General features: G+C 72.7%; 21 protein-coding genes and 1 pseudogene. 20 read left to right on the top strand and 2 right to left on the bottom strand.

Features of this window, described 5'->3' with window-relative positions; translation table 11 throughout:
- The first annotated feature begins 43 nt into the window (after positions 1-43).
- From O3X23_RS28740 to O3X23_RS28725, 4 genes are all read left to right on the top strand, one after another.
- Positions 44-1,081, top strand: coding sequence for a rod shape-determining protein (locus O3X23_RS28740; protein WP_331283960.1), 1,038 nt, complete (start codon positions 44-46; stop codon positions 1,079-1,081).
- A 393-nt stretch (positions 1,082-1,474) separates the two neighbouring features.
- Positions 1,475-2,341: a chitosanase gene (locus O3X23_RS28735; protein ID WP_269274515.1), complete on the top strand. Its 867-nt coding sequence runs from the start codon at positions 1,475-1,477 to the stop codon at positions 2,339-2,341.
- Between the two features lie 147 nt (positions 2,342-2,488).
- Positions 2,489-3,787 carry a transglycosylase family protein gene (locus O3X23_RS28730; RefSeq protein WP_269274513.1) on the top strand — a complete coding sequence of 433 codons (1,299 nt, stop codon included), beginning with the start codon at positions 2,489-2,491 and terminating at the stop codon, positions 3,785-3,787.
- Between the two features lie 166 nt (positions 3,788-3,953).
- Positions 3,954-5,027: a rod shape-determining protein gene (locus tag O3X23_RS28725; protein ID WP_269274511.1), complete on the top strand. Its 1,074-nt coding sequence runs from the start codon at positions 3,954-3,956 to the stop codon at positions 5,025-5,027.
- 6 nt (positions 5,028-5,033) lie between these two features.
- Here O3X23_RS28725 and O3X23_RS28720 read toward each other — a convergent pair whose 3' ends face one another.
- Positions 5,034-5,585, bottom strand: coding sequence for a cupin domain-containing protein (locus tag O3X23_RS28720; RefSeq protein ID WP_269274509.1), 552 nt, complete (start codon positions 5,583-5,585; stop codon positions 5,034-5,036).
- A 289-nt stretch (positions 5,586-5,874) separates the two neighbouring features.
- On the opposite strand from O3X23_RS28720, the gene O3X23_RS28715 reads away from it, so the two are divergent.
- From O3X23_RS28715 to surE, 16 genes and pseudogenes are all read left to right on the top strand, one after another.
- Entirely contained in the window at positions 5,875-6,339 is a 465-nt protein-coding gene (locus O3X23_RS28715; RefSeq protein ID WP_269274507.1) for an RrF2 family transcriptional regulator, read from the top strand.
- A complete protein-coding gene (locus O3X23_RS28710) occupies positions 6,336-7,250 on the top strand; it encodes a DsbA family protein (protein WP_269274505.1) in 915 nt (304 codons plus the stop codon). The genes O3X23_RS28715 and O3X23_RS28710 overlap by 4 nt, the downstream gene beginning before the upstream one ends.
- 525 nt (positions 7,251-7,775) lie before the next feature.
- Positions 7,776-9,365, top strand: coding sequence for an ABC transporter substrate-binding protein (locus O3X23_RS28705; RefSeq protein WP_269274503.1), 1,590 nt, complete (start codon positions 7,776-7,778; stop codon positions 9,363-9,365).
- A complete protein-coding gene (locus O3X23_RS28700) occupies positions 9,362-10,396 on the top strand; it encodes an ABC transporter permease (protein WP_269274500.1) in 1,035 nt (344 codons plus the stop codon). The genes O3X23_RS28705 and O3X23_RS28700 overlap by 4 nt, the downstream gene beginning before the upstream one ends.
- Positions 10,393-11,340: an ABC transporter permease gene (locus O3X23_RS28695; RefSeq protein ID WP_269274498.1), complete on the top strand. Its 948-nt coding sequence runs from the start codon at positions 10,393-10,395 to the stop codon at positions 11,338-11,340. Before O3X23_RS28700 ends, O3X23_RS28695 begins: the two co-directional genes overlap by 4 nt.
- On the top strand, positions 11,318-12,415 hold the full coding sequence (locus O3X23_RS28690; RefSeq protein WP_269274496.1) for an ABC transporter ATP-binding protein: 1,098 nt from the start codon (positions 11,318-11,320) through the stop codon (positions 12,413-12,415). The genes O3X23_RS28695 and O3X23_RS28690 overlap by 23 nt, the downstream gene beginning before the upstream one ends.
- Complete coding sequence (locus O3X23_RS28685) at positions 12,412-13,431, top strand: ABC transporter ATP-binding protein (protein ID WP_269274494.1); 1,020 nt, start codon at positions 12,412-12,414, stop codon at positions 13,429-13,431. The genes O3X23_RS28690 and O3X23_RS28685 overlap by 4 nt, the downstream gene beginning before the upstream one ends.
- A 55-nt stretch (positions 13,432-13,486) precedes the next feature.
- A complete protein-coding gene (locus O3X23_RS28680) occupies positions 13,487-14,710 on the top strand; it encodes an acyl-CoA dehydrogenase family protein (RefSeq protein ID WP_269274492.1) in 1,224 nt (407 codons plus the stop codon).
- A gap of 5 nt (positions 14,711-14,715) precedes the next feature.
- Positions 14,716-15,864, top strand: a complete 1,149-nt coding sequence (locus tag O3X23_RS28675) for an LLM class flavin-dependent oxidoreductase (protein WP_269274490.1) — start codon at positions 14,716-14,718, stop codon at positions 15,862-15,864.
- Positions 15,861-16,715, top strand: coding sequence for an alpha/beta hydrolase (locus O3X23_RS28670; protein WP_269274487.1), 855 nt, complete (start codon positions 15,861-15,863; stop codon positions 16,713-16,715). The genes O3X23_RS28675 and O3X23_RS28670 overlap by 4 nt, the downstream gene beginning before the upstream one ends.
- Positions 16,712-17,230: a flavin reductase family protein gene (locus O3X23_RS28665; RefSeq protein WP_269274485.1), complete on the top strand. Its 519-nt coding sequence runs from the start codon at positions 16,712-16,714 to the stop codon at positions 17,228-17,230. The genes O3X23_RS28670 and O3X23_RS28665 overlap by 4 nt, the downstream gene beginning before the upstream one ends.
- A 94-nt stretch (positions 17,231-17,324) precedes the next feature.
- Positions 17,325-17,741: a ribosomal maturation YjgA family protein gene (locus O3X23_RS28660; protein ID WP_269274484.1), complete on the top strand. Its 417-nt coding sequence runs from the start codon at positions 17,325-17,327 to the stop codon at positions 17,739-17,741.
- Positions 17,742-17,814: 73 nt separating this feature from the next.
- Positions 17,815-18,633: pseudogene (locus O3X23_RS28655) on the top strand (YndJ family protein); the annotation flags it as partial.
- A 185-nt stretch (positions 18,634-18,818) separates the two neighbouring features.
- Positions 18,819-19,415, top strand: coding sequence for a DUF1990 family protein (locus O3X23_RS28650; RefSeq protein ID WP_269274483.1), 597 nt, complete (start codon positions 18,819-18,821; stop codon positions 19,413-19,415).
- 255 nt (positions 19,416-19,670) lie between these two features.
- Positions 19,671-21,005 (top strand): MFS transporter, encoded by a 1,335-nt coding sequence (locus O3X23_RS28645; protein ID WP_269274482.1) that lies wholly within the window; start codon positions 19,671-19,673, stop codon positions 21,003-21,005.
- Positions 21,002-22,060, top strand: a complete 1,059-nt coding sequence (gene surE / locus O3X23_RS28640) for a 5'/3'-nucleotidase SurE (protein WP_269274481.1) — start codon at positions 21,002-21,004, stop codon at positions 22,058-22,060. Before O3X23_RS28645 ends, surE begins: the two co-directional genes overlap by 4 nt.
- Positions 22,061-22,160: 100 nt before the next feature.
- Here the strand turns inward: surE and O3X23_RS28635 are convergent, their stop codons facing one another.
- Positions 22,161-22,340, bottom strand: a complete 180-nt coding sequence (locus tag O3X23_RS28635) for a VOC family protein (RefSeq protein ID WP_269274480.1) — start codon at positions 22,338-22,340, stop codon at positions 22,161-22,163.
- Between the last annotated feature and the right edge of the window lie 22 nt (positions 22,341-22,362).

Genomic DNA, 22,362 nt, shown 5'->3' with positions numbered 1-22,362 from the left:
CGTTCATATCTTCCGGGGAACTCCCCGGGGTCGGGAGAGAGTGATGACCCTGGTGCCGGTTCTGGAGCGCGCACGTCGCTGCACCGTCGCCGTGGACCTGGGAGCCGACAGGACCCGCGTTTACCTCCGGGGGCACGGCCTGGTCGCCGACGAGCCCAGCCTCGTCGCGTTCGACACCGAGCGCGGTGAAGTGGTCGCGATCGGCACCACGGCCGAACAGCTGACCGGCCGTTCCCCGGAGCACGTCATCTTTATCAAGCCGGTGGCGGGCGGGATGGTGGTCGACGTCGAGATGGCACGGCGCCTGCTCCGGCATGTGGCCGGGTCCAAGCTGCGCCGGGCGAGGCTGCGCACCCCGGTACTCAGGGCGGCCCTGAGCCTTCCGCACGACGCCCCGCCGGTGGCGCGGCGTACCGCGTTCGAGACGCTGGCGGGACTCGGCCTGCGCCGCGTCGAGCTCGTGGACTCGCTGCTCGCGGCGGCGGTCGGCTGCGGACTGCCCGTGGAGTACCCGGAAGCGACCATGATCGTGCTGGCGAACTCCGACAGCACACAGGTGGCGGTGCTCTCCATGGGCACGGTGGTGGCCTCAGAGACCGTGCCGGTGGGGAGCGACACCATCGACCGGGCCGTCGTGGAGTACTTCCGGGGCCACCACGAACTGACGCCCTCCTACCAGACCGTGCAGTCGCTGCGCGAGGCGATCGGCAGATCCGTGCCCGCCGACGAGGCGGACGTCGAGCTCAACGGCCGGGACATCGTCAGCGGTCTGGCCCGGTCGGTGACGGCCGACGCCCGGGTGGCACGCGACGCGATGGCGGGGCCGCTGCGCCCGATCCTCGACGGGGTCAGCATGGTCCTGCGGCGCTGCCCGCCGGACCTGGTGGTCGACATCGCGGACAGCGGACTGACACTCGGCGGCTCGATCTCCCGGCTGCCGGGCCTGGACTCGCTGCTCCGGACGGCCACCGGGCTGCGCGTGCAGATCGCGGAGCACCCGGACGGGTGTGTGGCACGGGGACTGGGCGCGATGATCGAAGGCAAGATCCTCCCCGCGCGGGAGAGCGTGCCGGTCAGGTAGCGGCACTGCGGATTGCCCCCGGTGCGGGCCGGGGGCGGGGGTGATCCTGAGCTTAGGGGCGACTTATCCAGGGCTTAACCGGGGGCCGTTCCGGAACTGATCCGGGACTGATCCGGACCGGCCGCGGCACGTCCCGGTAGTGGTCCGTACCGAACCCGCTCCGCCCCTGACCAGGGGCGGGACCAGGGACGGCCCCAGTCGTCCGACGGGCCGCCGCGCAGCCGGTTTCCGGCCGAACCGCGCGGATCCGGAACGGAACCCCGAACTGCCCCTTGGCGTGAGTTCGTTGCGGTGCTTGAATACACCCGCCCGGTTAGGAAAGTTTCCTAACTAAGGCGTGGATAACCTCCCGAGCCCCGAAGTGGCCGCCCCCCGGCCGGAAGCGGAGAGCACGTGAACGACCACCGCGCAGGACGATCCCGCAAGCGCCTGACCCTTCTCATAGCCACCGGACTGCTGGCCGCAGGTGCCACCCCCCTGGTGATCGCGGCCAACGGCAACGCCGCGACGCCCGTGGCCGCGCACAGTGCCGCGGTCAAGGCAGCGGGCGTCGGTCTCGACGACGCGCACAAGAAGGACATCGCGATGCAGCTGGTGTCCAGCGCCGAGAACTCCTCGCTGGACTGGAAGTCGCAGTACAAGTACATCGAGGACATCGGCGACGGCCGCGGTTACACCGCCGGCATCATCGGCTTCTGTTCCGGTACCGGCGACATGCTGGACCTCGTCGAGCTGTACACCGACCGCAAGCCCGGCAACGCCCTCGCCAAGTACCTTCCCGCGCTGCGCAAGGTCAACGGCACCGAATCTCACTCGGGCCTCGGCTCGGGCTTCGAGAGCGCCTGGAAGACCGCCGCCAAGGACGCGGCGTTCCAGACCGCGCAGAACGACGAGCGCGACCGCGTCTACTTCAACCCGGCCGTCAGCCAGGCAAAGTCCGACGGTCTGCGCGCGCTCGGCCAGTTCGCCTACTACGACGCGATCGTGATGCACGGTCCCGGTACGGACAGCACCAGCTTCGGCGGTATCCGCAAGGCCGCCCTGAAGAAGGCCAAAACGCCCGCGCAGGGCGGAAACGAGACAACGTACCTCAACGCCTTCCTCGACGCCCGCAAGGCGGCGATGAAGACGGAGGAGGCGCACAGCGACACCAGCCGGGTCGACACCGAGCAGCGTGTCTTCCTGCAGAAGGGCAACTTCGACCTCAACCCGCCGCTGAGCTGGAAGGTCTACGGCGACAGCTACAACATCGCCAACTGATCGACCCCGGGGGCGGGCGGTGCCACGAGTCGAAGGCACCGTCCGCCCCAACAGCCGCTCCGCGTGCGCCCCTTGTGGTGGCCAAAACCTTGCGTCTAACCTGTGGGGCGCCAGTCCGGCCCCCGGTCGTGGAAGAGGACGAGGTCTATGCCATTACGTGGTCGCCACCGCCGCTACCGGCCCAGCCGGGTCTCGCAGGCCTCATTGACCGTCACCGCGGGCGGAGCGGGTCTCGCGCTTCCCCTGATCAGCGTCAGCGGGGCCTCGGCGGCGTCGCTCAGCACCTGGGACAAGGTCGCTCAGTGCGAGAGTACCCAGGACTGGGGCATCAACACCGGTAACGGGTACTACGGCGGACTGCAGTTCGCCGCGAGCACCTGGAAGGCCTACGGCGGCACGGTGTACGCCTCCCGCGCCGACCTCGCGACGAAGTCCCAGCAGATCGCCATCGCGGAGAAGGTACTGCGCGGCCAAGGTCCGCAGGCCTGGCCGGTGTGCGGGCCCAAAGCGGGGCTCAGCCGCGACAGCGCGGCCCCGAAGCAGGCTCCGGCCCACGCGAAGAAGGCCGTCCCCGCACAGCAACCCCAAGCACAGCGGGCACCGGTGAAGGTCGCCGCGAAGGCCGCGCCCGCCCAGGCCGCACCGGCCGCCAAGCCCTCCTCGCCCGCGACGCCGGGCAGGACCACCGCCGACGCGTACGTCGTCGTCAGCGGCGACACGCTGTCCGGTATCGCGTCGGACCACCACACCAGGGGCGGATGGCCCCAGCTCTACGCGGCCAACCGGCAGACCGTCGGCGGTGACCCGGACCTGATCTTCCCCGGCCAGCACCTCAGCCTCACCGGTACCGCGCCCGCCGCCAGGACGCAGCCGCCCGCCGCGAAGCCGCAGCCGCGCGAGAAGGCGGCGCCCGCCAAACCGGCGGCGGTCCACAAGGCCGCCGTGCAGAAACCGGCCCAGAAGCCAGTACAGAAGCCGGCCCAGAAGCCGGCCCAGAAGCCGGCCCAGCAGGTCGTGCACAAGCCGGCAGCGTCCGGATCGTCCTTCATGGCGCCGGTCAGCGGCGTCAGCCCCAGCACCGCGTACCACGCCTCCGGCGCCAGCTGGTCGAGCGGCTACCACACCGGTGTCGACTTTCCGGTCTCCACGGGCACCTCGGTGAAGTCCGTCGGCAACGGGACGGTCGTCTCCGCCGGATGGGGCGGCGCCTACGGCTACCAGGTCGTCATCCGCCACCCCGATGGCAGGTACAGCCAGTACGGGCACCTGTCGCAACTGTCCGTACGGTCCGGGCAGCCCGTCAACCGGGGCCAGCAGATCGGCCGTTCCGGATCCACCGGCAACGCCACCGGACCGCACCTGCACTTCGAGATCCGCACCGGGCCCGGGTACGGCTCGGACATCAACCCGCTCGCCTACCTGCGGGCACACGGCGTCAACATCTGACACCGGCCGGTGGCCGGCGCCTCAACGCGGCCATCGGCCGCCCGGAACGATGGACTTCACTCTTTCGAGGGACAACACGCGGCGGGCACCGCCGCGTGCCCGGGGACGGGCATGCCTTCTTGACGACAGGCCGTCCCCGGCCCAGGCACCCCTCCCAGGAGTCACCATGACGCTCCCTCAGCTGCTGAACACCTTCACCGGCCGGCAGCGGACCGACTCGCCCGACCCGGGCGGGGCGTCCGGCGCCCTCGACCTGGTGGTGGACCTGGGAACGGCGAACACCCGGGTGCACGGCAGGACCGGCCCGGTGAGTGAGGGCGCCTCGGTGGTGGCCGTGCGCACCGGGACCAACAAGGTGCTGGCGATCGGCGAGGACGCCCGGCGGATGCTCGGCCGCACTCCGCCCGACATCGTGGCCACCGCCCCGCTGCGGCACGGCGCGATCACCGAGTTCGAACCGGCCTCGCGGCTGCTGTGGCACGCCCTGGGACGGCGGCGGCAGTGGACGGCGTTCGCGCCGCCCCGGGTGATGGTCACCGTCCCGGTCCTGGCCACCTCGGTGGAGCGCCGGGCCCTGCAGGACGCGTTGCACGCCGCCGGCGCCCGCCAGGTGCGGATGCTGCCCAAGCCGCTGGCCGCCGCGATCGGCGCGGGCCTGCCGGTGCGGGACGGCGACGGGTGCATGATCGTCGACGTCGGGGCGGGCACCACCGACGTGGCCGGGTTCGCGTTCGGCAGCATGGTCGCGTCCGCGTCCACGGCGGCCGCCGGTGACACCTTCGACGAGGTGATCACCGCGTACTTGGAGAGCCGGTACGGGCTGGCACTCGGGGTCCGGTGGGGGCAGGACGTCAAGACCGGGCTGAGTGGTACGCCCGGCGCCCCGGGACCGGCCGCGCTGTCGGTGACCGGCCGCGACGCCGCCACCGGCCGGCCCCGCACGGTGCCGGTGACCCTGGCCGAGCTCGCCGACGTCGTGGCGCCGTATGTCAGGGTCATCGCCGAGACGGTCGAAGCGGTGCTCGAGGGGAGCCCGGCCAGCGTCGCCGACGACATCACGCGGCGGGGTCTGGTGCTGACCGGCGGCGGTTCGCTCATGGGCGGGCTGCGCGAACTGCTCGCCGAACTGACCGACATGCCCGTCCACCGGGCGGCCGATCCGATGTCCTCGGCGATCCTCGGTGCCCGCAGGTACCTCACCGAGGCGAGGTTCCTTCCGCAGCAGATGCTCCCGGTCTGATTCCGTCTACTCCGCCGCGTCGGTACCGGCGTCACCCAGGACGTACAGTCCCGGGAGATTGACGACGACCGCCTCCTGGGTACTGCGCGCGATCACGACGACGGCCTCCTCGTCCTCACTCGGGTTCTCCTCGCGGTGCGGGACGAAGGGCGGCACGAAGATGTAGTCGCCGGGCGAGGTGCGCAGCCTGACCTCTTCCCTGACGCCGTTCGACTCGTCCAGGAAGACGAACTCCGGGTGACCGCTGACGACATGGATCGCGGTCTCCGAGGCACCGTGGTGGTGGTCGGAGGACGCGGTGGCCGGCGCGACATGCGTCTGCCCCATCCAGATGCGTTCCGAGCCGACCGTGCGCCCGCTGATGGCGGCGAAGCGGCGCATGCCGCCGGTCTGCGCGGTGTCGCCGTCGAGGGAGTCCGCGCGGATGTGGTGCAGCCGGGCGTGCAGCGGCAGCGAGCCGGCGGTTTCCGCACCGGGAGCGGGGTCGGGCAGATCGGGGTGGAAGCCGTCGCGTGCGGACGGGTCCGGCTGCGGAGCGTGGTGCGTGTGCGAGGTCATGGCGGTTCCTGCCCGGGGGCTCGACGGCTCGGATGCGGACGGTGCCGCGCGGTCGCGCCGCCGTCCAGGAATGCGGGCGCCGCGACCGGTGTTGCCGACATTCCACGAGGCGGCAGCGGTGGGCGAACAGTGGAGCCGGCGGCACGGGGCCACTGCGGCCCTGGCCCAGACCGTAGAGAGCGGGTTGAATGGATGTCAAGATGTGTCCATTAGTGTCGGCCCGGCTGTCCGCCGTTCGCCAGGGCCCCTTTGATCTCAGGGACGCACCCTCACGAGGAAGACGGTAGCCATGCACATCTCGGCCAAGACGGACTACGCGGTGCGGGCGCTCGTGGAACTCGCCGCCGACGGCGGAAGGCCGCTGACCTGTGAGGGCATCGCCTCCTCGCAGGAGATTCCGTTCCGCTTCCTCAAGTCCGTCTTCGGCGATCTCCGCCGGGCCGGACTCGTCCGCAGCCAGCGCGGCTGCGAGGGCGGTTACTGGCTCGGCCGCGACGCGGGGCTGATCACCCTCGCCGAAGTGATGGTCGCGGTCGACGGCGACTTCATGACCCTGCGCGGCGAACGCCTGGACGAACTGGACTATCCGGGCGCGGCCCGGCAGCTGCCCTCGGTGTGGCGCGCCGTGCAGGCGGCGGCGGAGGAACTGCTCGGGCGGATCACCGTCGCCGAGCTGGCGGACGGGGGAGTGGCGGCGGGGCCGGGCCCGGTGGACCTGTTCACGCCGCGGGCGGGTGCGGTGGCACGGGCGTGACGCGGGGGACCGGAACGACCCTGGAGATCGTGGAGTTCACCGATCCGGCCTGCCCCTGGGCGTGGGGCTCCGAGCCCACCTTCCGCAAGCTGCGGCACGCGCTGCGCGGCGCTGAGCAGGCCGGGGATGTCTCCTGGCGCAGGGTCTGCGGAATCCTCTTCGACGAGGACGACGACCCGGCCCCCGACCCCGCGGCGGAGGCGCTCTGGTACCAGGAGTTCGTCGCGGGGATCGCCGAGCACACCGCCGCGCCCTTCGCGCACCGGCTGGAGCGCGTCGCCGTCAGCAGTTGGCCGGCGTCGCTCGCGGCGAAGGCCGCCGAGGCGCAGGGCGCGCTGGTCGCGGAGCGGGTGCTGCGACGTCTGCGCGAGTCCACCTTCGTGGTCGGGACACCCGCCGACAGTGAGCGCGGTGTGCGGGACACCGTCTCCGGCGTCCCCGGGCTCGACCGGGAGCAACTGGTGCGCGACCTGCGGGATCCGGCCACCGAGCGGGCGGTGCGCCGGGACTGGCGCGAGACCCGGACCCCGGCGCGCTGCGTGCTGGAGGCCGACGGCCCGGGGCCGCACGGCGGCCGGGCGAAGTTCGTCAACGGCCGGCACCGCTACGCCCTTCCGACCCTGCGGCTGACCGGTCCCGGCGGCACCGTCCACGTGCCCGGGTGGCGGCCGTACGAGGAGTACGCGGAGGCGGTTCTGCGGGCCGCGCCCGGGGTGTCGCCCTCCTCGGACCTGCTGCCCGCAGACGAGGCGCTGGAGCGCTACCGCACCCTGACCGGCGTGGAGTTGCGCCTGCTCACCGGTGGTCAGGAGGCGCCCGGGGACGCCGTGCGGATCGAGACGGGCAACGGGCCGCTGTGGCTGCACCCGGACGAGGCGCGTACGCACCCGGCGCTGTCGCACGTCGCGTGACGTGGGCGGTTGGCGAGATCTCGGCCCATGAGACACCGATAGGTGTCCATTGACAGCGCGTCGGCCCCGCCGCCAGTATGTGCGCATGAACCCGACGCACCCCGGTGTGGTGTGCCGATACGTGGACTACCGGCGTACCTCCAGCGCACTCTGTCGCTGACCCCGCCCTCTCCACCCGGCCACCAGCCCCGGCGACACCCGACAGGCACCTGACCCGCTGACGCGGTCCGGTCGCCCACCGGCCGCCGGACGGCCGTCCGTGCGAGTTCCGTGGCGTCCCGTTCCCCCTGTCGACGGCGCCGCCGCTGCCGCCTTTCGCAGGCCCACTCCCGCGTCGCCGTACCGCCGCACGTGCTCCCGCGCGTCCTCCGCCGACACCGCGCGTCCCGCACCTCGTCACGTCCCGCACCTGACTCATCTCCGAATCCCTCCGCGCCCTCGGTTCCCGACGAGGCGCCGTACGGCCCTGCACCCATGCCGCCGCCCGGCATGACCACGCACGGCCGAGAAAGGTGGCGCACGCCCATGCAGACCTTCCGCACCCCCTCCACCACCGCTGACGCCGACCGGCCCGCCGCGCTTCCCGCGGGCCTCGGCAGACGTTCCTTCCTCGGCCTCGCGCTCGGCGCGGGCGCCGCCCTCACCCTGGCCGCCTGCGGCTCGGACGCCGCCCCGGCCACCGCCGGCGGTACCGGAGGAACCCTCAAGTGGGGCTGGGCGCTGCCCACTTCGTGGGACCCGGTGACGTCCTCGGCGGGCTGGGACGTGCACGTCCTGTCGCTCGTCTACGCGGGCCTCACCAAGGAGAACGAGAAGGGCGACCCCGTTCCCGCGCTCGCCGAGTCGTGGAAGTACGCCACGGACGGCACCTCGGTCACCTTCACGCTGCGCAAGGGGGCGACGTTCAGCGACGGCACCCCGCTCGACGCCACCGCCGTCAAGAAGAGCATCGAACGCGGCCGGGACCACCCCAAGTCGCTCATCGCCGCCCAACTCAGCAACGTCAAGACGGTCACCGCACCAGACGCGGGAACCGTCACCATCGCCTTGGCGAAGCCCGACTTCCAACTCCCCGCCCTGTTCGCGGGCAAGACCGGCATGGTCGTCAACCCCAAGGCCTTCGAAGCTGGGGCCGACGCCACCGCGCTCGCCACCAAGCCGGCCGGCGCCGGACCGTTCACCCTGACCTCGTACGTGCAGAACTCCCGTGCCGTGCTGCGCCGCAACCCGGCGTACTGGGACGCCGCCCGGATCAAGACCGAGAACTTCGAGGTCTATCCGCTTCCCGAAGCCTCCACCGTCGTGGCGGCCCTGCAGTCCGGGCAGTACAACGTCGCGCAGATCCCCGGCAGCCAGGTCGAGGCGGCCAAGGCCGCCGGACTGCAGGTGCAGGTCATTCCGTCGCTGGTGGTGGCGACCCTCGACGTCAACATCAAGAAGGCGCCCTTCACCGACCCGGACGTCGCCCTCGCGCTGAAGTACGCCATCGACCGGCAGGAACTCCTCAAGGCGGCCGCGTTCGGCCACGGGGAGGTCAGCTACCAGCCCTTCCCCAAGGGATACGTCGGCCACAACGACGCCCTGGACGACCTGTACCCGTACAACCCGCAGAAGGCCAGGGAACTCCTTGCCAAGGCGGGGCACGCCGACGGCCTCGAACTCACCCTCACCACCTCGGCCGCGCAAGGGGTGCCCGAACTCATCCAGGCGCAGCTGAAGAAGGTCGGCGTCACCGCGAAGATCGAGGTCATCCCGGCGGCCCAGGCCACTCAGATCATCTACATCCAGCACTCCCGGGCACTGTTCACCGACCAGTTCGCCGGACGTGACTCCGCCGTCCAGGCCTTCCAGGTGCTCTTCGGCGAGCAGGGGCTGATGAACCCCGGCCGCACCGTCGACCCGCAACTCACCGCGGCCCTCGACGTCGTGCGGCGCACCCCGCTGGAGTCCCCGGACTACCCGAAGCTGCTGCAGGAGGCCACGTCGATCGCCGTCCGGTCGATGCCCAACGTGTTCCTCTACACCGTTCCGCGCATCCTGGCCCGCAGCCCGAAAGTCTCCGAGATCCCCGCGTTCACCGTCGTGCAGCGCTTCGAGGGGGTCACCGCGTCATGAGCGCCTCCGCGCCTGCCTTCCGGGCATCGCTGCCACGGCTCGCGCGCCGGGCCGCCGCCGCCCCACGGCCGCTCGGCCGGCTGCTGGCCGTCAGCGGCACCGTCTTCCTGCTCTCCTCGTTCCTCACCTTCGGGCTGGGCGCGCTGTCCGAGGCCAACCCGGCGGCCGCCGTCCTGGGGGAGACCGCCACCCCCGCCGACATCAGCCGCATGCAGCACCAGTTCGGGCTGGACCGCCCGCTGATCGTCCAGTACCTGAGCTGGCTGGGCCACGCCCTCACCGGCGACCTGGGACGCTCCTGGTTCACCACCCTCCCGGTGTCCGACAGCATCGGACAGGCGCTGCCGGTGGACCTGTCGATCGCCGGGCTCGCCCTGCTGATCGCGGTGCTGCTCGGCGGCGCCGCCGGAATCACCGCCGCGCTCCACGCCGGCGGCCGGATCGACCGCTGGGTCACCCTGGTCTGCTCGGTCCTGGGCACCCTGCCCGCGTTCGTGGTGGCGATCGCCCTGATCGTCGTCTTCTCGGTCCAACTGGGCGCGCTGCCCAGCGGTGGCTATGTCGCCTTCTCGGCAGATCCGGCCGGGTGGCTGCGCTACGCGATCCTGCCCGCGTTCGCGCTGAGCGTCGACGCCGCCGCCTCCATCGCCCGCCAGTTGCGGACCTCACTCGTCGGCGCACTGCAGGAGAACTACGTGACCGGCGCGGTGATGCGCGGATTCTCCGGACGGCGGGTGCTGTTCGGGCACGTCCTGCGCAACGCGGCCGGCCCGGCGCTCACCGTCCTGGGAATGAGCGTGCCGGTGATCCTCGGCGGCGCGGTGGTCACCGAGCGGATCTTCAACCTGCCGGGGATCGCACAACTCTCCCTGCAATCCGCCCAGCAGCACGACATCCCCGTCATCCAGGGCACCCTGCTCGTCACCGTCACCGTGGTGCTGATCGCCAACGTCGCCGTGAACGCGGCACTGGCCGCCCTCAACCCGGCGGCCCGGCGCGCCGCACCGGCCGTCGAAGGGAGCGGGTCATGAGGTCCCTGCGCCGGGTGTGGCGGGTGCGAGCGGCCCGTGCGGCCCTGCTGGTCCTGGCCGCCGTCGCCGTCCTGGCCGTCGCGGGCGGGGCACTGAGCCCCGACGACCCGCTGGCCCAGGACACCGCGAACATGCTGCACGGTCCCGGCGCCGCGCACTGGCTCGGCACCGACTACCTCGGACGCGACGTGCTGAGCCGGCTGCTGTCCGGCACCGCACTGTCGGTCGCGGGGGCGCTGGAGGCGGTCGGCGCCGCGATGGCACTGGGCGTCCTGCCCGGCCTGGCGTCGGTGTGGCTCGGCCGCGGGGTCGAGTGGTCGGCGCTGCGGGCGGTCGACGCCCTGATGACCCTGCCGTTCACGGTCTTCGCGATCGCGGTCGTCGGCGCGCTCGGCAACGGGATGCACCAGGCGATGCTGGCGCTGGGCGTGCTGTTCGCGCCCCTGTTCTTCCGGGTCACCCGGGCCGCCGCACTCGGCCTGAAGCAGGCCCAGTACGTCGAGGCCGCCGAACTCGTGGGCGCGTCGCGGTGGTGGATCCTGCGCGTGCACATCTGGGGCAAGATCCTGCCGACGGTCGCCGTCACCACCGCCCATGCCATCGGTCAGGCGCTCCTCGTCGTCGCGTCCCTCACGTTCCTCGGCCTCGGGGTCCAGCCGCCCGCCCCGACCTGGGGCGGCATGCTCGCCGCCGACCTGGGATTCCTCGCCCAGCAGCCCTGGGCCCCGCTGATCCCCGCCGCGGTGATCATGATCACCGTCGGCGCGCTCAACATCCTCGCGGACGCGATCCGCGACAGCGGCGCCTCGACCGAGCTGCCGCGGGACGTGCTGGCGAGCGCCCCGGCCGACCGCGACGAGTCGGCGTCCGTTGCCCGCGCTTCCGTCCAGGAGCCCCGCACCAGCCGGAAGGAGCAGGCCGATGCCGCAGTCCCCGTCGCCTGAGAACGTCACTGCGCATGCCGTATCGCGGGGCGCGACCGCCCTGTCCGTCGAAGGGCTCACCGTCACGGTCGCCGGCGGACGCGCGCGGGCCGTGCGCGACGTCTCCTTCTCGGTGGCGCGCGGCGAATCCGTCGGGCTGGTGGGGGAGTCCGGCAGCGGCAAGAGCCTCACCTGCCGCTCGGTGCTGGGCGTCCTGCCGCCCGGCTGCGAGGTCGCCGCAGGATCGGCCGTCCTGTCCGGCACCACGGCTGACGGTGCGGAAGGCGCCGAAGGCGCCGAACTCACCGCGCTGACCCGCCGCCAGTGGGGCGGCGTGCGCGGCAGCCGCCTCGGGGCGGTCTTCCAGGACCCGGCCTCGTACCTCAATCCGACGCTCACCGTCGGCCGCCAGCTCGCCGAGCAACTGCGGGTCACCCTGCGGCTGTCCCGTACCGCCGCGCACGCACGTGCCGTCGCGCTCTTCACCGACGTCGGGCTGCACCGACCCGAGGACGTCTACCACCAGTACCCGCACGAGCTCTCCGGCGGCATGCTGCAGCGCGTCCTCATCGCCATCGCGATCTCCTGCGACCCCGAACTGCTCATCGCGGACGAGGCCACGACCGCGCTCGACGTCGTGGTGCAGGCGGAGATCCTGGAACTCCTGCAGCGGCTGCGCACCGAGCACGGACTCGCCCTGCTCCTGGTCACCCATGACCTGGCCGTCGTCGCCGAGGTCTGCGACCGCGTCCTGGTGATGTACGCGGGCGAGATCGTCGAGGACGGACCCACCGCGGAGGTCCTCGCCGCGCCCTCACACCGGTACACCGAAGCGCTGCTGCGGGTCGCCTCGCTCGGCGCCTGGGGACGCCGTGAACTCGACGTCATCGCCGGTCGGCCGCCCGAGGCCGGTGCGGAACTGCCCGGCTGCCGGTTCGCCGACCGCTGCGACTACGCCACCGCCGCCTGCACGGCGGCGCCGGTGCCCCTGCACAGCGCGGGCAACAGCCACCGGTCCCGCTGCCTGCGCGTGGCGGAGGCCGGATCCGGTCCGAACGCGACCGTCACGACGCACAAGGAAGGAGCCACCGTATGACCACCGCAACGGACCGCACGTGTCACGCCCTTCCCGCCGCCGCGCCGCTGCTCGACATCCGCGGACTGAGCGTGTCGTACGGCCGACGCGGCGCCCACACCCGGGTCCTGGACACCGTCGACCTCGGTGCCCGCTCCGGCGAGATCCTCGGCATCATCGGTGAGACCGGCTCCGGCAAGACCACACTGGCCCGCGCCACCGTCGGCCTGGTGCGCCCAGAAGCCGGACGGATCGGTTTCGACGGCCAGGATCTGACCGCGCTGCGCGGGCACGCCCTGCGGGCCTTCCGCCGCACCGGGCAGGTCCAGTTCACCTTCCAGGACTCATTGCGCTCGCTCGATCCCGAGCTGACCGTCGACCGTATCGTCGGCGAACCGCTCGCCGTGGCCGGCGTCCCGCGCGACCGGCGTGCCGCGCGCGTGGCCGAAGCCCTCACCCGCGTCGGACTCGACCCCGCCGCGCTGGGAGCGCGCACCCCGGGACAGCTCTCCGGCGGCCAGCGGCAGCGGGTCTGCGTCGCCCGCGCCATCGTCACCCGTCCGCGGCTGCTGATCACCGACGAGCCCGTCAGCGCACTGGACGCCTCCAACCGCAACCTCGTCCTGCACCTGCTCGACCGGCTGCGCCGGGAACTCGACCTCGCGATCATCGTCATCTCGCACGACCTCAGCTCACTCGCCGGGATCGCCGACCGGGTCGCGGTCCTGTACCGGGGCCAACTCGTCGAACAGGGGCCGATCAGCGAGGTCCTGGAGCACCCGCGCCACCCGTACACGGCACTGCTGACCGCGTCGGCCCCCAGCGTGCGACGCGAACACCGGCTGCTGCCCGCGCAGTTGCGTGCCACGGGGGACGGGGAGCCGTGGCCGGACGGGGTGGGCTGCGCGTTCGCGCCGCGCTGCCGCTTCGCCGGACCGGGGTGCCGGGAACGGCCCGCCACCGTGCTGTCCGACGGTCCCGGCGCGCGCTCCGTCGCCTGCCACCACGCCACGACCTGGCGCCGCGACCTCGGCTGAGTCACCTCCCCGCTCAGCCCCGCACCTCCACCCGCCCCGACCGGCCGGAGACGCCGTGCCCACCACCGCAGCACCGACCGCCCTGCCGCCCCTGGACCTCGACCGGCTGCCCGCCATCCGCGCCCGACTCGCCCTGCGGGCCGCGGAGCACGACCGGGACGCCTCCTTCCCCACCGAGGGCTTCGCGCTCGCCCACGGCGCGGGCCTGCTGACCGCCACTGTGGCCACCCGGCACGGCGGCCCCGGCGCGGGCCTGGCCGACACCGTGCGGATCCTGCGCGCGCTGGGCGCCGGCGATCCCGCCGTCGCCCTGGTGACCGCGATGACGCTGTTCACCCATGCCGCCGAGGCGCGCTCCGCGAACTGGCCGGCGGACCGGTACCGGGAGTTGCTGGCCGAGGCCGCCGCCGGACCCGCCCTGCTCAACGCCCTGCGGGTGGAGCCGGAACTGGGCAGCCCGGTGCGCGGCGGGCTGCCCGCCACCACCGCCCGGCGGGACGGCGCCGACTGGCTGCTCACCGGGCACAAGATCTACTCCACCGGGGCGGTGGGACTCAGCCGGATGCTGGTCTGGGCGCGCACGGACGAGGACCCGGTCCGCGTCGGCTCCTTCCTGGTCCGCGCGGGAAGCCCCGGCCTGACCGTCGACCGCACCTGGAACCACCTCGGGCTGCGCGCCAGCCGCAGTGACGACGTCGTCCTCGACTCCGTCCGCGTCCCGCTCGACGACGTCGTCGTGCTGTCGGAACCCGGGTCCGCTGCCCCCGATCCGGTGGCCGGTGCCTGGGGCGCGCTCGGACTCGCCGCCCTCTACCTCGGCATCGCGGGCGCCGCCCGCGACTGGCTGACCGGCTTCCTCCACGAACGGGTCCCCACCGCGCTCGGCGCACCGCTGGCGACCCTGCCGCGCTTCCAGAGCGCGGTCGGCGAGATCGAGGCCTCGCTCGTCGGCGCCGACACGCTGGTCGACGCGCTCGCCGCCCGCGTCGACGCGGGCGACACCGAGGCGACCGGCCGGGCGGGGATCGCCAAACTCCTCGGTGTCCGGGCCGCGATCGGCGCGGTGGAACAGGCCGTCGCCCTGATCGGCAACCACGGCCTGACCCTCGACAACCCCCTGCAACGCCACCTCCGCGACGTGCTCTGCGGCCGGGTGCACACCCCTCAGGACGACTCCGTCCTCCTGGCCGCCGGCCGCACCGCACTCGCCCGCCACCACCCGGATCCCACACCTTCCGCCACTTCCCCCGACTCACCTTCCGCACCGAAAGGCAACTGATCACCATGTCCGTCGAGTTCATCGGCATGATCGGCACCCAGGACGTCTCCGAGACCCGGCCCCCGCACGGCCCGGCCATCGACCCGGACTACACGGTCCGCTTCGCCCGCGCCCACGAGGACGCCGGGTTCGACCGCATCCTCATCGGCTACAGCTCCGGCAGCCCCGACGGCACCCAGGTCGCCGCGCACGTCGCCGCCCGCACCGACCGCCTCGGCCTGCTCATCGCGCACCGCCCGGGCTTCATCGCGCCGACCCTCGCAGCCCGCAGTTTCGCGACGCTGGACCACTTCTCCGGCGGGCGGGTCGCCGTCCACACCATCACCGGCGGCCACGACACCGAGCAGCGCCGGGACGGCGACTACCTCGGCAAGGAGGACCGCTACGCGCGCACCGACGAATACCTCGGGATCCTGCGCCGCGCCTGGACCTCCGGTGAGGCCTTCAGCCACGAGGGCGAGCACTACCGGTTCGAGGACTACCGCAGCGACGTCCTTCCGGCCCGCGCGTCCGGCATACCGCTGTTCTTCGGCGGCTCCTCCGAGGCGGCGTACCGGGTCGGCGGCCGGCACGCCGACACGTTCGCGCTGTGGGGCGAGCCGCTGGCCGAGACCGCCGAGCAGATCGCGTCCGTGCGCGCGGCGGCCGTCGCGGCGGGGCGCACCGACGTCCCCGGCATCAGCGTCTCGTTCCGTCCGATCCTCGGCCCGACCGAGGAGCTCGCCTGGGACCGCGCGCACCGGATCCTCGACACCATCAAGGGCGGCAACGGCGGCTCGTTCGTGGGCAAGCTCCGGCGCTTCACCGGCAACGAGGGACCGCAGAACGTCGGCTCCCAGCGGCTGCTGGCGGCCGCCGCCAAGTCCGACCGCCACGACCGGGCGCTGTGGACGGCCCCGGCCAAGGCCACCGGCGCGGGCGGCAACTCCACCGCGCTGGTCGGCACCCCCGAGACCGTGGCGCAGGCCCTGCTCGACTACATCGACATCGGCGTCACGACCATCCTCATCCGCGGCTACGACCCGCTCGACGACGCCATCGACTACGGACGCCACCTCATCCCGCTGGTCCGCCAGGAGCTGGCCCGCCGTGAAGCCGCCGGGACCCCCGCGACCGAAGCCGGGCCGGCCGCGCTCGCGGGCAGCGCGCGATGACCGACGTCCTCACCAACACCGCGACCTCACTCACCCACAGCTGGCACCCACCGGGGGGCGTCACCACCCGCGGCACCCTCCTGGTGCTGCCCGGACGCGGTGAACACGGCGGCGTCTACGAGCGTTTCGGCCGCCGCCTCGCGGCCGACGGGTACGCCGTCCACACGACGGGCCCGGGTCTGGAGGACGCACCGGACAGCATCGGCGGGGCACTGCTGGACGCGGCCGGGCCGGATCCCGTCACCCCGCTGGTCCTGGTCGGCGCCGACACCGGGGCGCTGCTGGCACTGCGGGCGGCAGGCGATCCGCGGCTGTCGGTCGACGGGATCGTCCTCGCGGGCGTCGCCTCCGCCGAGCCCGCCGCCCCCGGCCGGATCGCGGAGGCCGCCGTGTCCGGCATCGTGTCCAGCGCGGACTCCGCCGGCTACCGGCCGGGCGACGGCCCCGGCTGGCAGGACGAACTCGGCGCCCGGACGGCCTGTCCGGCGCACCGCCAACGACTGTGCTCGGACCCGGAGTTCATCCGGGGCTCGCTGTCCGCTCCGGTCCCCGCGGCGCTGCTCGAACCCACAGCGCTGACGGCCCGCGGCCTGCCGGTGCTCGTCCTGCACGGCGACGCCGACCCGGTCACCCCCGCCGACGAGGCCAGGGGGCGGGCCGAGGGATTCCCGCGGGCCGTCGTCGGGATCGTCCACGGGGGACTGCACGACGTACTGAACGACGCCTCGCACCGCACCGTGGCCGCGACCGTCGTCCAATGGCTCGAACGGCTGCGCGGGGGAGTGGAGTTGAGCCCCGTGCTCACCGTCGAGACCGACCCGCACCATGTCCTCGGAAGGATTCCGCAATGACCGTCACCAGTGAACGCGCCGCCCCGCCCGTCGACACCGCCGGCGCGACGGACGCCTCCGCACTGCTGCGCCGTACGCTGCGGAGGCACGCCGCAGGAGTCACGGTGATCACCGTCCCGGGGCCCGCCGGATTCACCGCGACCTCGTTCACCTCGGTCTCGCTGGATCCGGCGCTGGTCACCTTCTACCTGGGGCTCACTGCCTCCACCGCCCGTGCCGTCCAGGAGGCCGAGCACTTCGCGGTGCATGTCCTCGGCCCCGGGAACGCGGCTCTGGCGCAGCAGTTCGCGCGCAGCGGTACGGACCGGTTCGCGGGTGTTCCCTGGACGCGGTCCCCGGACAGGCTCCCGATTCTCGACGGCGTCCCGGCCTGGCTGACCGCCCGGGTGACGCTGCGCCAGCGCATCGGCGACCACCTGCAGGTCGTCGGTGAGGTCGAGACCGGCGGCGGGCCGGCCACCGGCCCGGGCCTGGTGCACCACGACGGGGTCTTCGCCGCGACCGCGTCGCTGTAGCCGGTCCGCCCGTCCGGCCGGCCCGGCCCGGTCCGGCGCCGCCCCTGAGGCGGCGCCGGCCGGCGCCGTTCCGCCGCCGCATAAGGTCTGCGGCATGAACGACACCTGGAGATCCGGCGAACCCCTGCGCACCCGGCTGCTCGCGGCCGGGGCCGCCGCGCTGACGGTCGCCGTGGCGCTGGGCGTCAGGGCGGGCGCGACGGGGGTGCCCGGAGCGGTCGAGAAGTACGCCGGCGACGCGCTGTACACCGTGCTGCTCCACACCCTGGTCGTCCTCGCCGCGCCCCGGGTAAAGCCCCTGGTAGCCGCCGGGGTCGCCCTCGCCACGAGTTGGGCCGTCGAGTTCTCGCAGCTCAGCCCGGTACCCGGCGAGCTGTCCGCACGCAGCACGCTCGCGCGCCTGATCCTCGGTTCCACCTTCAACGCGCCCGATCTGTTCTGGTACCTCGTCGGCGCCCTGGTCGCCTGGCTCGCCCATACCTCGCTGCGGGACGGCCTCACGCCACGTTGAACGTGTTCAGTTATCGGCGTACAGTCACTCTGTGCCGATAAATTGAACGCGTTCAACATGGGGATGGGGCGTCGTGACGACTCTGGTGAACCTGATCGTCATGCTGGGCATGCTCGTCGTGGTCCCGTGCGGACTCACACTGATCGACGGGCCGGATATCCGCACGATCCGAACGTTCTGGCTGGTCGGCGCCGTACCCGGGAGCGTGGCGCTGTGGCTGCCGCGCGGTGGCCCGGCAGCCGCGTTCGCCGCCGTCTACGCCCTCGCCACCGTGGTCCTCGCCGCGTCCGCTCCGCTGCGGCTGGCTCGCACACGGTCGCTCGCGCCGCGTGAGATCGGCGTGCTGACCGCGCTCGTGACCCCGGCGGTGGCCGGCGTGGCGCTGGTCGCGGAGCGTTCCGGCCATCGGCTCCTCGGGTTCGACCTGAGGATCCTGGAACTCACCGTGCCGCACTTCCACTTCGCCGGCTTCGCTGCCGCGCTGATGGCCGGACTCGTCTGCCGCGCCACTCCCGGCCGGACCACGGGACGGCTCGCCGCGCTGAGCGTGCCGGTCGGGACGCTGCTCGTCCTGGCCGGCTACTTCATCGACGACTGGGCCGAACTCGCCGGAGCGGTCGTCCTCACCGCGGGTATGTGGCTGGTCGGCCTGCTCACCTGGCGCGACCTCCGCCCCGGCGCCCCCGACCGCCTCACCCGAGCTCTGCTCGGCACGTCGGCGGCCGTCCTGGTGGCGACGATGCTGCTCGCCCTGAGCTGGGCGCTCGGCGAGGCCACCGGTGTCCCGCATCCCACGCTGGCGTGGATGGCGGCAACGCACGGTCTCGGCAACGCCCTCGGGTTCGCGCTCTGCTCGGTGCTCGCCTGGCGCCGGCTGCGGCAAGCCGAGGAACGGCCGGACGAACAGCGGGACGTACGGCTGGACGAACAGCGGGACGGACAACGGGACGAACAGCCGGACGGGCAGCGGGACGAACCGCGGGGCGAGCAACCGGGCGGCCACCCGGTCCCCGTCCACCGGCCGGAACCGGCCTGCGGCGAAGCCGCGCCGCGCATCCTGACGGCAGGTACCCCCTCATGACGTCGGACCCCGGACGCAAGCCCGCCGCCGGCCCCCGCCCCGACCGCGATCCGGTCCCGAGCTATCCCGAGGTCTGCGCCACCCGGCGCGACGAGCTGCCCGAGGGCTACCGCCACCTGCGTCACCAGGCCCGGATCGGACGGGGCCGGGATGTCTTCGAGGCGGCCGGGGCCGCCGTCACCACCTGGCGGATGCACCGTGCGGCCGGTCTCCGGATCCGGGCCGGAGCGCTACGTGCCGAGCCCGGGGTCCGGGTGGAGTGCGCGATCGGCGTCGGGCCGTTGCGGATCACCGCCCCCTGCCGCGTGATGTGGACCGTCTACGAGCCCCGACGGATCGGCTTCGCGTACGGCACCCTGGCCGGCCATCCGGAGTGCGGCGAGGAGTCGTTCGTCGTGGAGCTCCTCGACGACGACTCCGTGCGCTTCACCGTCACCGCCTTCAGTCGCCCGTCCCTCTGGTACACCCGGCTGGCCGGGCCGCTCGTCCCTCTCTTCCAGCGTCTCTACGCCCGTCACTGCGGCCGCACCCTGCGGCGGCTGGCCGCCGAGCCGCCCGCGGACGCGGATCCTGAGACGGACCAGGCCGGGTAGTCGCGGCCCGAACGGGAGCCGGGGCAGCCCGGCCGCGGAAGCGCTGTCGGCATCGTGTGTTCACCTCTTGAACACACCGTCGTGCATCACGGATCAATTGCTTCGTGAACCGACCTCTTACATTGCTGACACGTGTCATCTACGCTCACCGACAACGCCCCGCCGCGGCCTCCGGAGCCGGTCGGTTCGACTACTGGCGCGCGTTCTCCTCGCTCTGCCCCCGTTCCGCTGTCTCTTCCGTCGAAGGGTCCACCGATGAGCACACTGCTTCCTGAAGAAAGGTCTCCGGTCCTCGCAGCCGGAGGCCCTGACGAGGTCATGCTCCCCGTCAACCGCTACCGCCTGGGCCCCCTGTACGTCACGCTCCCGCTCGCGAACATCGCCCTCTACCTGCTGTGGCTGGGGGTGGGCAGCTTCCTGCTGCCGATCCAGGTCGCGCAGATCACCGGCACGAACGACACGGGGGCGCTGTCCACGGCGAGCACCACCGGCGCCATCCTGGCGACCGTCGGCAACCCGATATTCGGCCAGCTCTCGGACCGCACCCGCTCGCGCTTCGGCCGCCGCGCCCCATGGATCCTGCTCTGCGCGGGACTGGGCGCGCTGGCGCTGATCGGCCAGGCGCACGCGAACTCGATCGCCATGCTCGGCCTGAGCTGGGGCGTCGTGCAGTTCATCATGAACGGCTACCAGGCGGCGCTCACCGCCTGTATGCCGGACCGGGTCCCGCAGTCCAAGTACGGCACGTTCTCGGCCCTCGTCGGGCTCGGCGTGCCGCTCGGCACCATCGTCGCGGCCCTGGTCATCGGCGGTGTGCCGGGTGGAAAGTTCGGTCTCGACGGCGTCATCGGCGGCTTCGGCGGCCGGTTCGCGGGGGAGCAGGGCTACTACCTGATCGCGGCCTGTGTCGTCGTCGCCGCACTGCTCTTCACCGTCGGGTCGCCCGACGCCTCCGCCCGTGACCTGCCCCGGCAGAAGTTCGACCTGCGGGCGTTCCTGTCCAACTTCTGGGTCAACCCCAAGGAACACCCCGACTTCATCTGGGCCTTCCTGTCCCGACTGGGGGTCATGCTCGGCTATTTCGTCGTCCTGACCTACAACATGTACCTGCTGGCCGACTACATCAAGATCCCGCCGCAGGACCTGCTTCCGACAGTCGGGTTCCTGATGATCGTCAACGCGGTCTGCACGATCGCCGCCGTGGTGCTGATCGGGCCGATCGTCGACCGCGTCGGCAGGATGAAGCCCTTCGTGCTGGCGTCCGGCATCGGAGCGGCACTGGCGCTGACCCTGCCGATGATCTCGCCGACCGAGGGCGGCATGGTCGCCTACAACGTCGCGGGCGGGGTCGCCTTCGGCGTCTACATGGCCGTCGACATGGCACTCATCACCAAGGTCCTGCCGGCCACGGCGGACGCGGGCAAGGACATGGGCCTGATCAACATCGCCAACGCGGGCCCCCAGATCCTCGCCCCGACCGTCGCCGGCTGGATCGTCAGCGCCGCCGGATACGACGCGCTGTTCCCGGTGGCCGCCGTGGTCTCCCTCGCGGGAGCCGTCCTCGTGCTGCGCGTGCGGGGTGTGCGATGAGACCTCGTCACCACCGCGCCACCGTCACGGCGCTGCTCGCCGCCGGAACCCTGGTCCTGCCACTGAGCGCCGGCGCCGGCGCCGCAACCGGGAACCACCACGAGGACAGGCCGCTCGCCGGGATGCGGATCCTGCTGAGCAACGACGACTCCATGCAGATGGCCCGCCCCAACGCCTCCGACGGCAAGGGCCTCTACGAGGTCCGCCGCGCGCTGTGCTCCGCCGGAGCCGATGTCGTCGTCATGGCGCCCTGGGCCAACCAGAGCGGCGCCGGCACGAGCGCCGCCGGCAGCGGAACGCTCACCGTGCGACGCCGTACGGTCCTGCCCGCGGAGTACGGCCGGGACTGCGCGGACGCGCCCACCGGCGGCGCCGTCTACGGCGTGTGCAAGGGCGCGGTCGCCTGCGACGCCGGGAGCGTGAGCGCCACCCCGGTCGACACCGTCCGACTCGCCCTGAACGGCGGTCTCGCCGCGAAGGCGGGCTGGACGAAGGGCCCCGACCTCGTGGTCACGGGCAGCAACTACGGGCCCAACGTCGCCTCGGTCGTGAACGACTCCGGCACCGTCGGCGCCGCTCTCGCCGCGATCGAGGAGGGCACACCGGCGGTGGCCCTCAACAGCTCCTACGATCCGACGGTCACCGCCTCGTTCGAGGTCGCCGACCGCACCTACCGCCAGACGGCCGCGTTCGGTGCCGCCTTCATCGCGTCCCTGCGTGACCGGCGGCTGCTGACCACCGACTACGTCGTCAACGTCAACTACCCCCACCTCGCCGAGGGTCGGCAGCCGCGCGGCACGGTCTGGTCGTCGGTGGGCACCCAGAAGCTGATCCAGCCCGGCTACGCCCAGGCCGACCCGAACAGCGACACGTTCACGGTGGGCGGTGCCCTCTGCGCCGCGGGCAACCCCAAGTGCCGCCCCGAGACCAAGCGCGACGCCGACTACCGGCTGCTGCAGCAGGGGAACGTCACCGTCACCCCCATCACTCCTGACCGGACGTTCGAGGGCCGCGAGGCCGGGCGGCTCGAACGCTTCGTCAGGACCGGCCGCTGACCTGACCTCAGCGGCCGGACGAGGACACCGGCCCCGGCACCGGGAGGGGAAGTGCCGGCGCCGGTGCCCTGGCGTCGAACCCGCCGTGAGGGCGCGGTCATCACGCCCTGGTGATGACGGAGAACTCCGTGCCGAACGGGTCGGTGATGGTCGCGATCCTTCCGTAGACCATGTCCTCGGGGACCCCCGCCGTGCCGCCGGCCGCGGTGGCCCGCTCCACCGCGGCGTCGGTGCCGTCGACCTCGAAAGTCGTCGCCCAGTCGACTGCGTGGCAATGCATCCTCGGGTTCTTCGACGCCTTT

It is taken from the genome of Streptomyces sp. H39-S7 (assembly GCF_027158205.1).
Classification (GTDB): Bacteria; Actinomycetota; Actinomycetes; order Streptomycetales; family Streptomycetaceae; genus Actinacidiphila.
The sequence above is the reverse complement of the archived record's forward strand: the minus strand, read 5'-3'. Positions and strand labels throughout refer to the sequence as shown.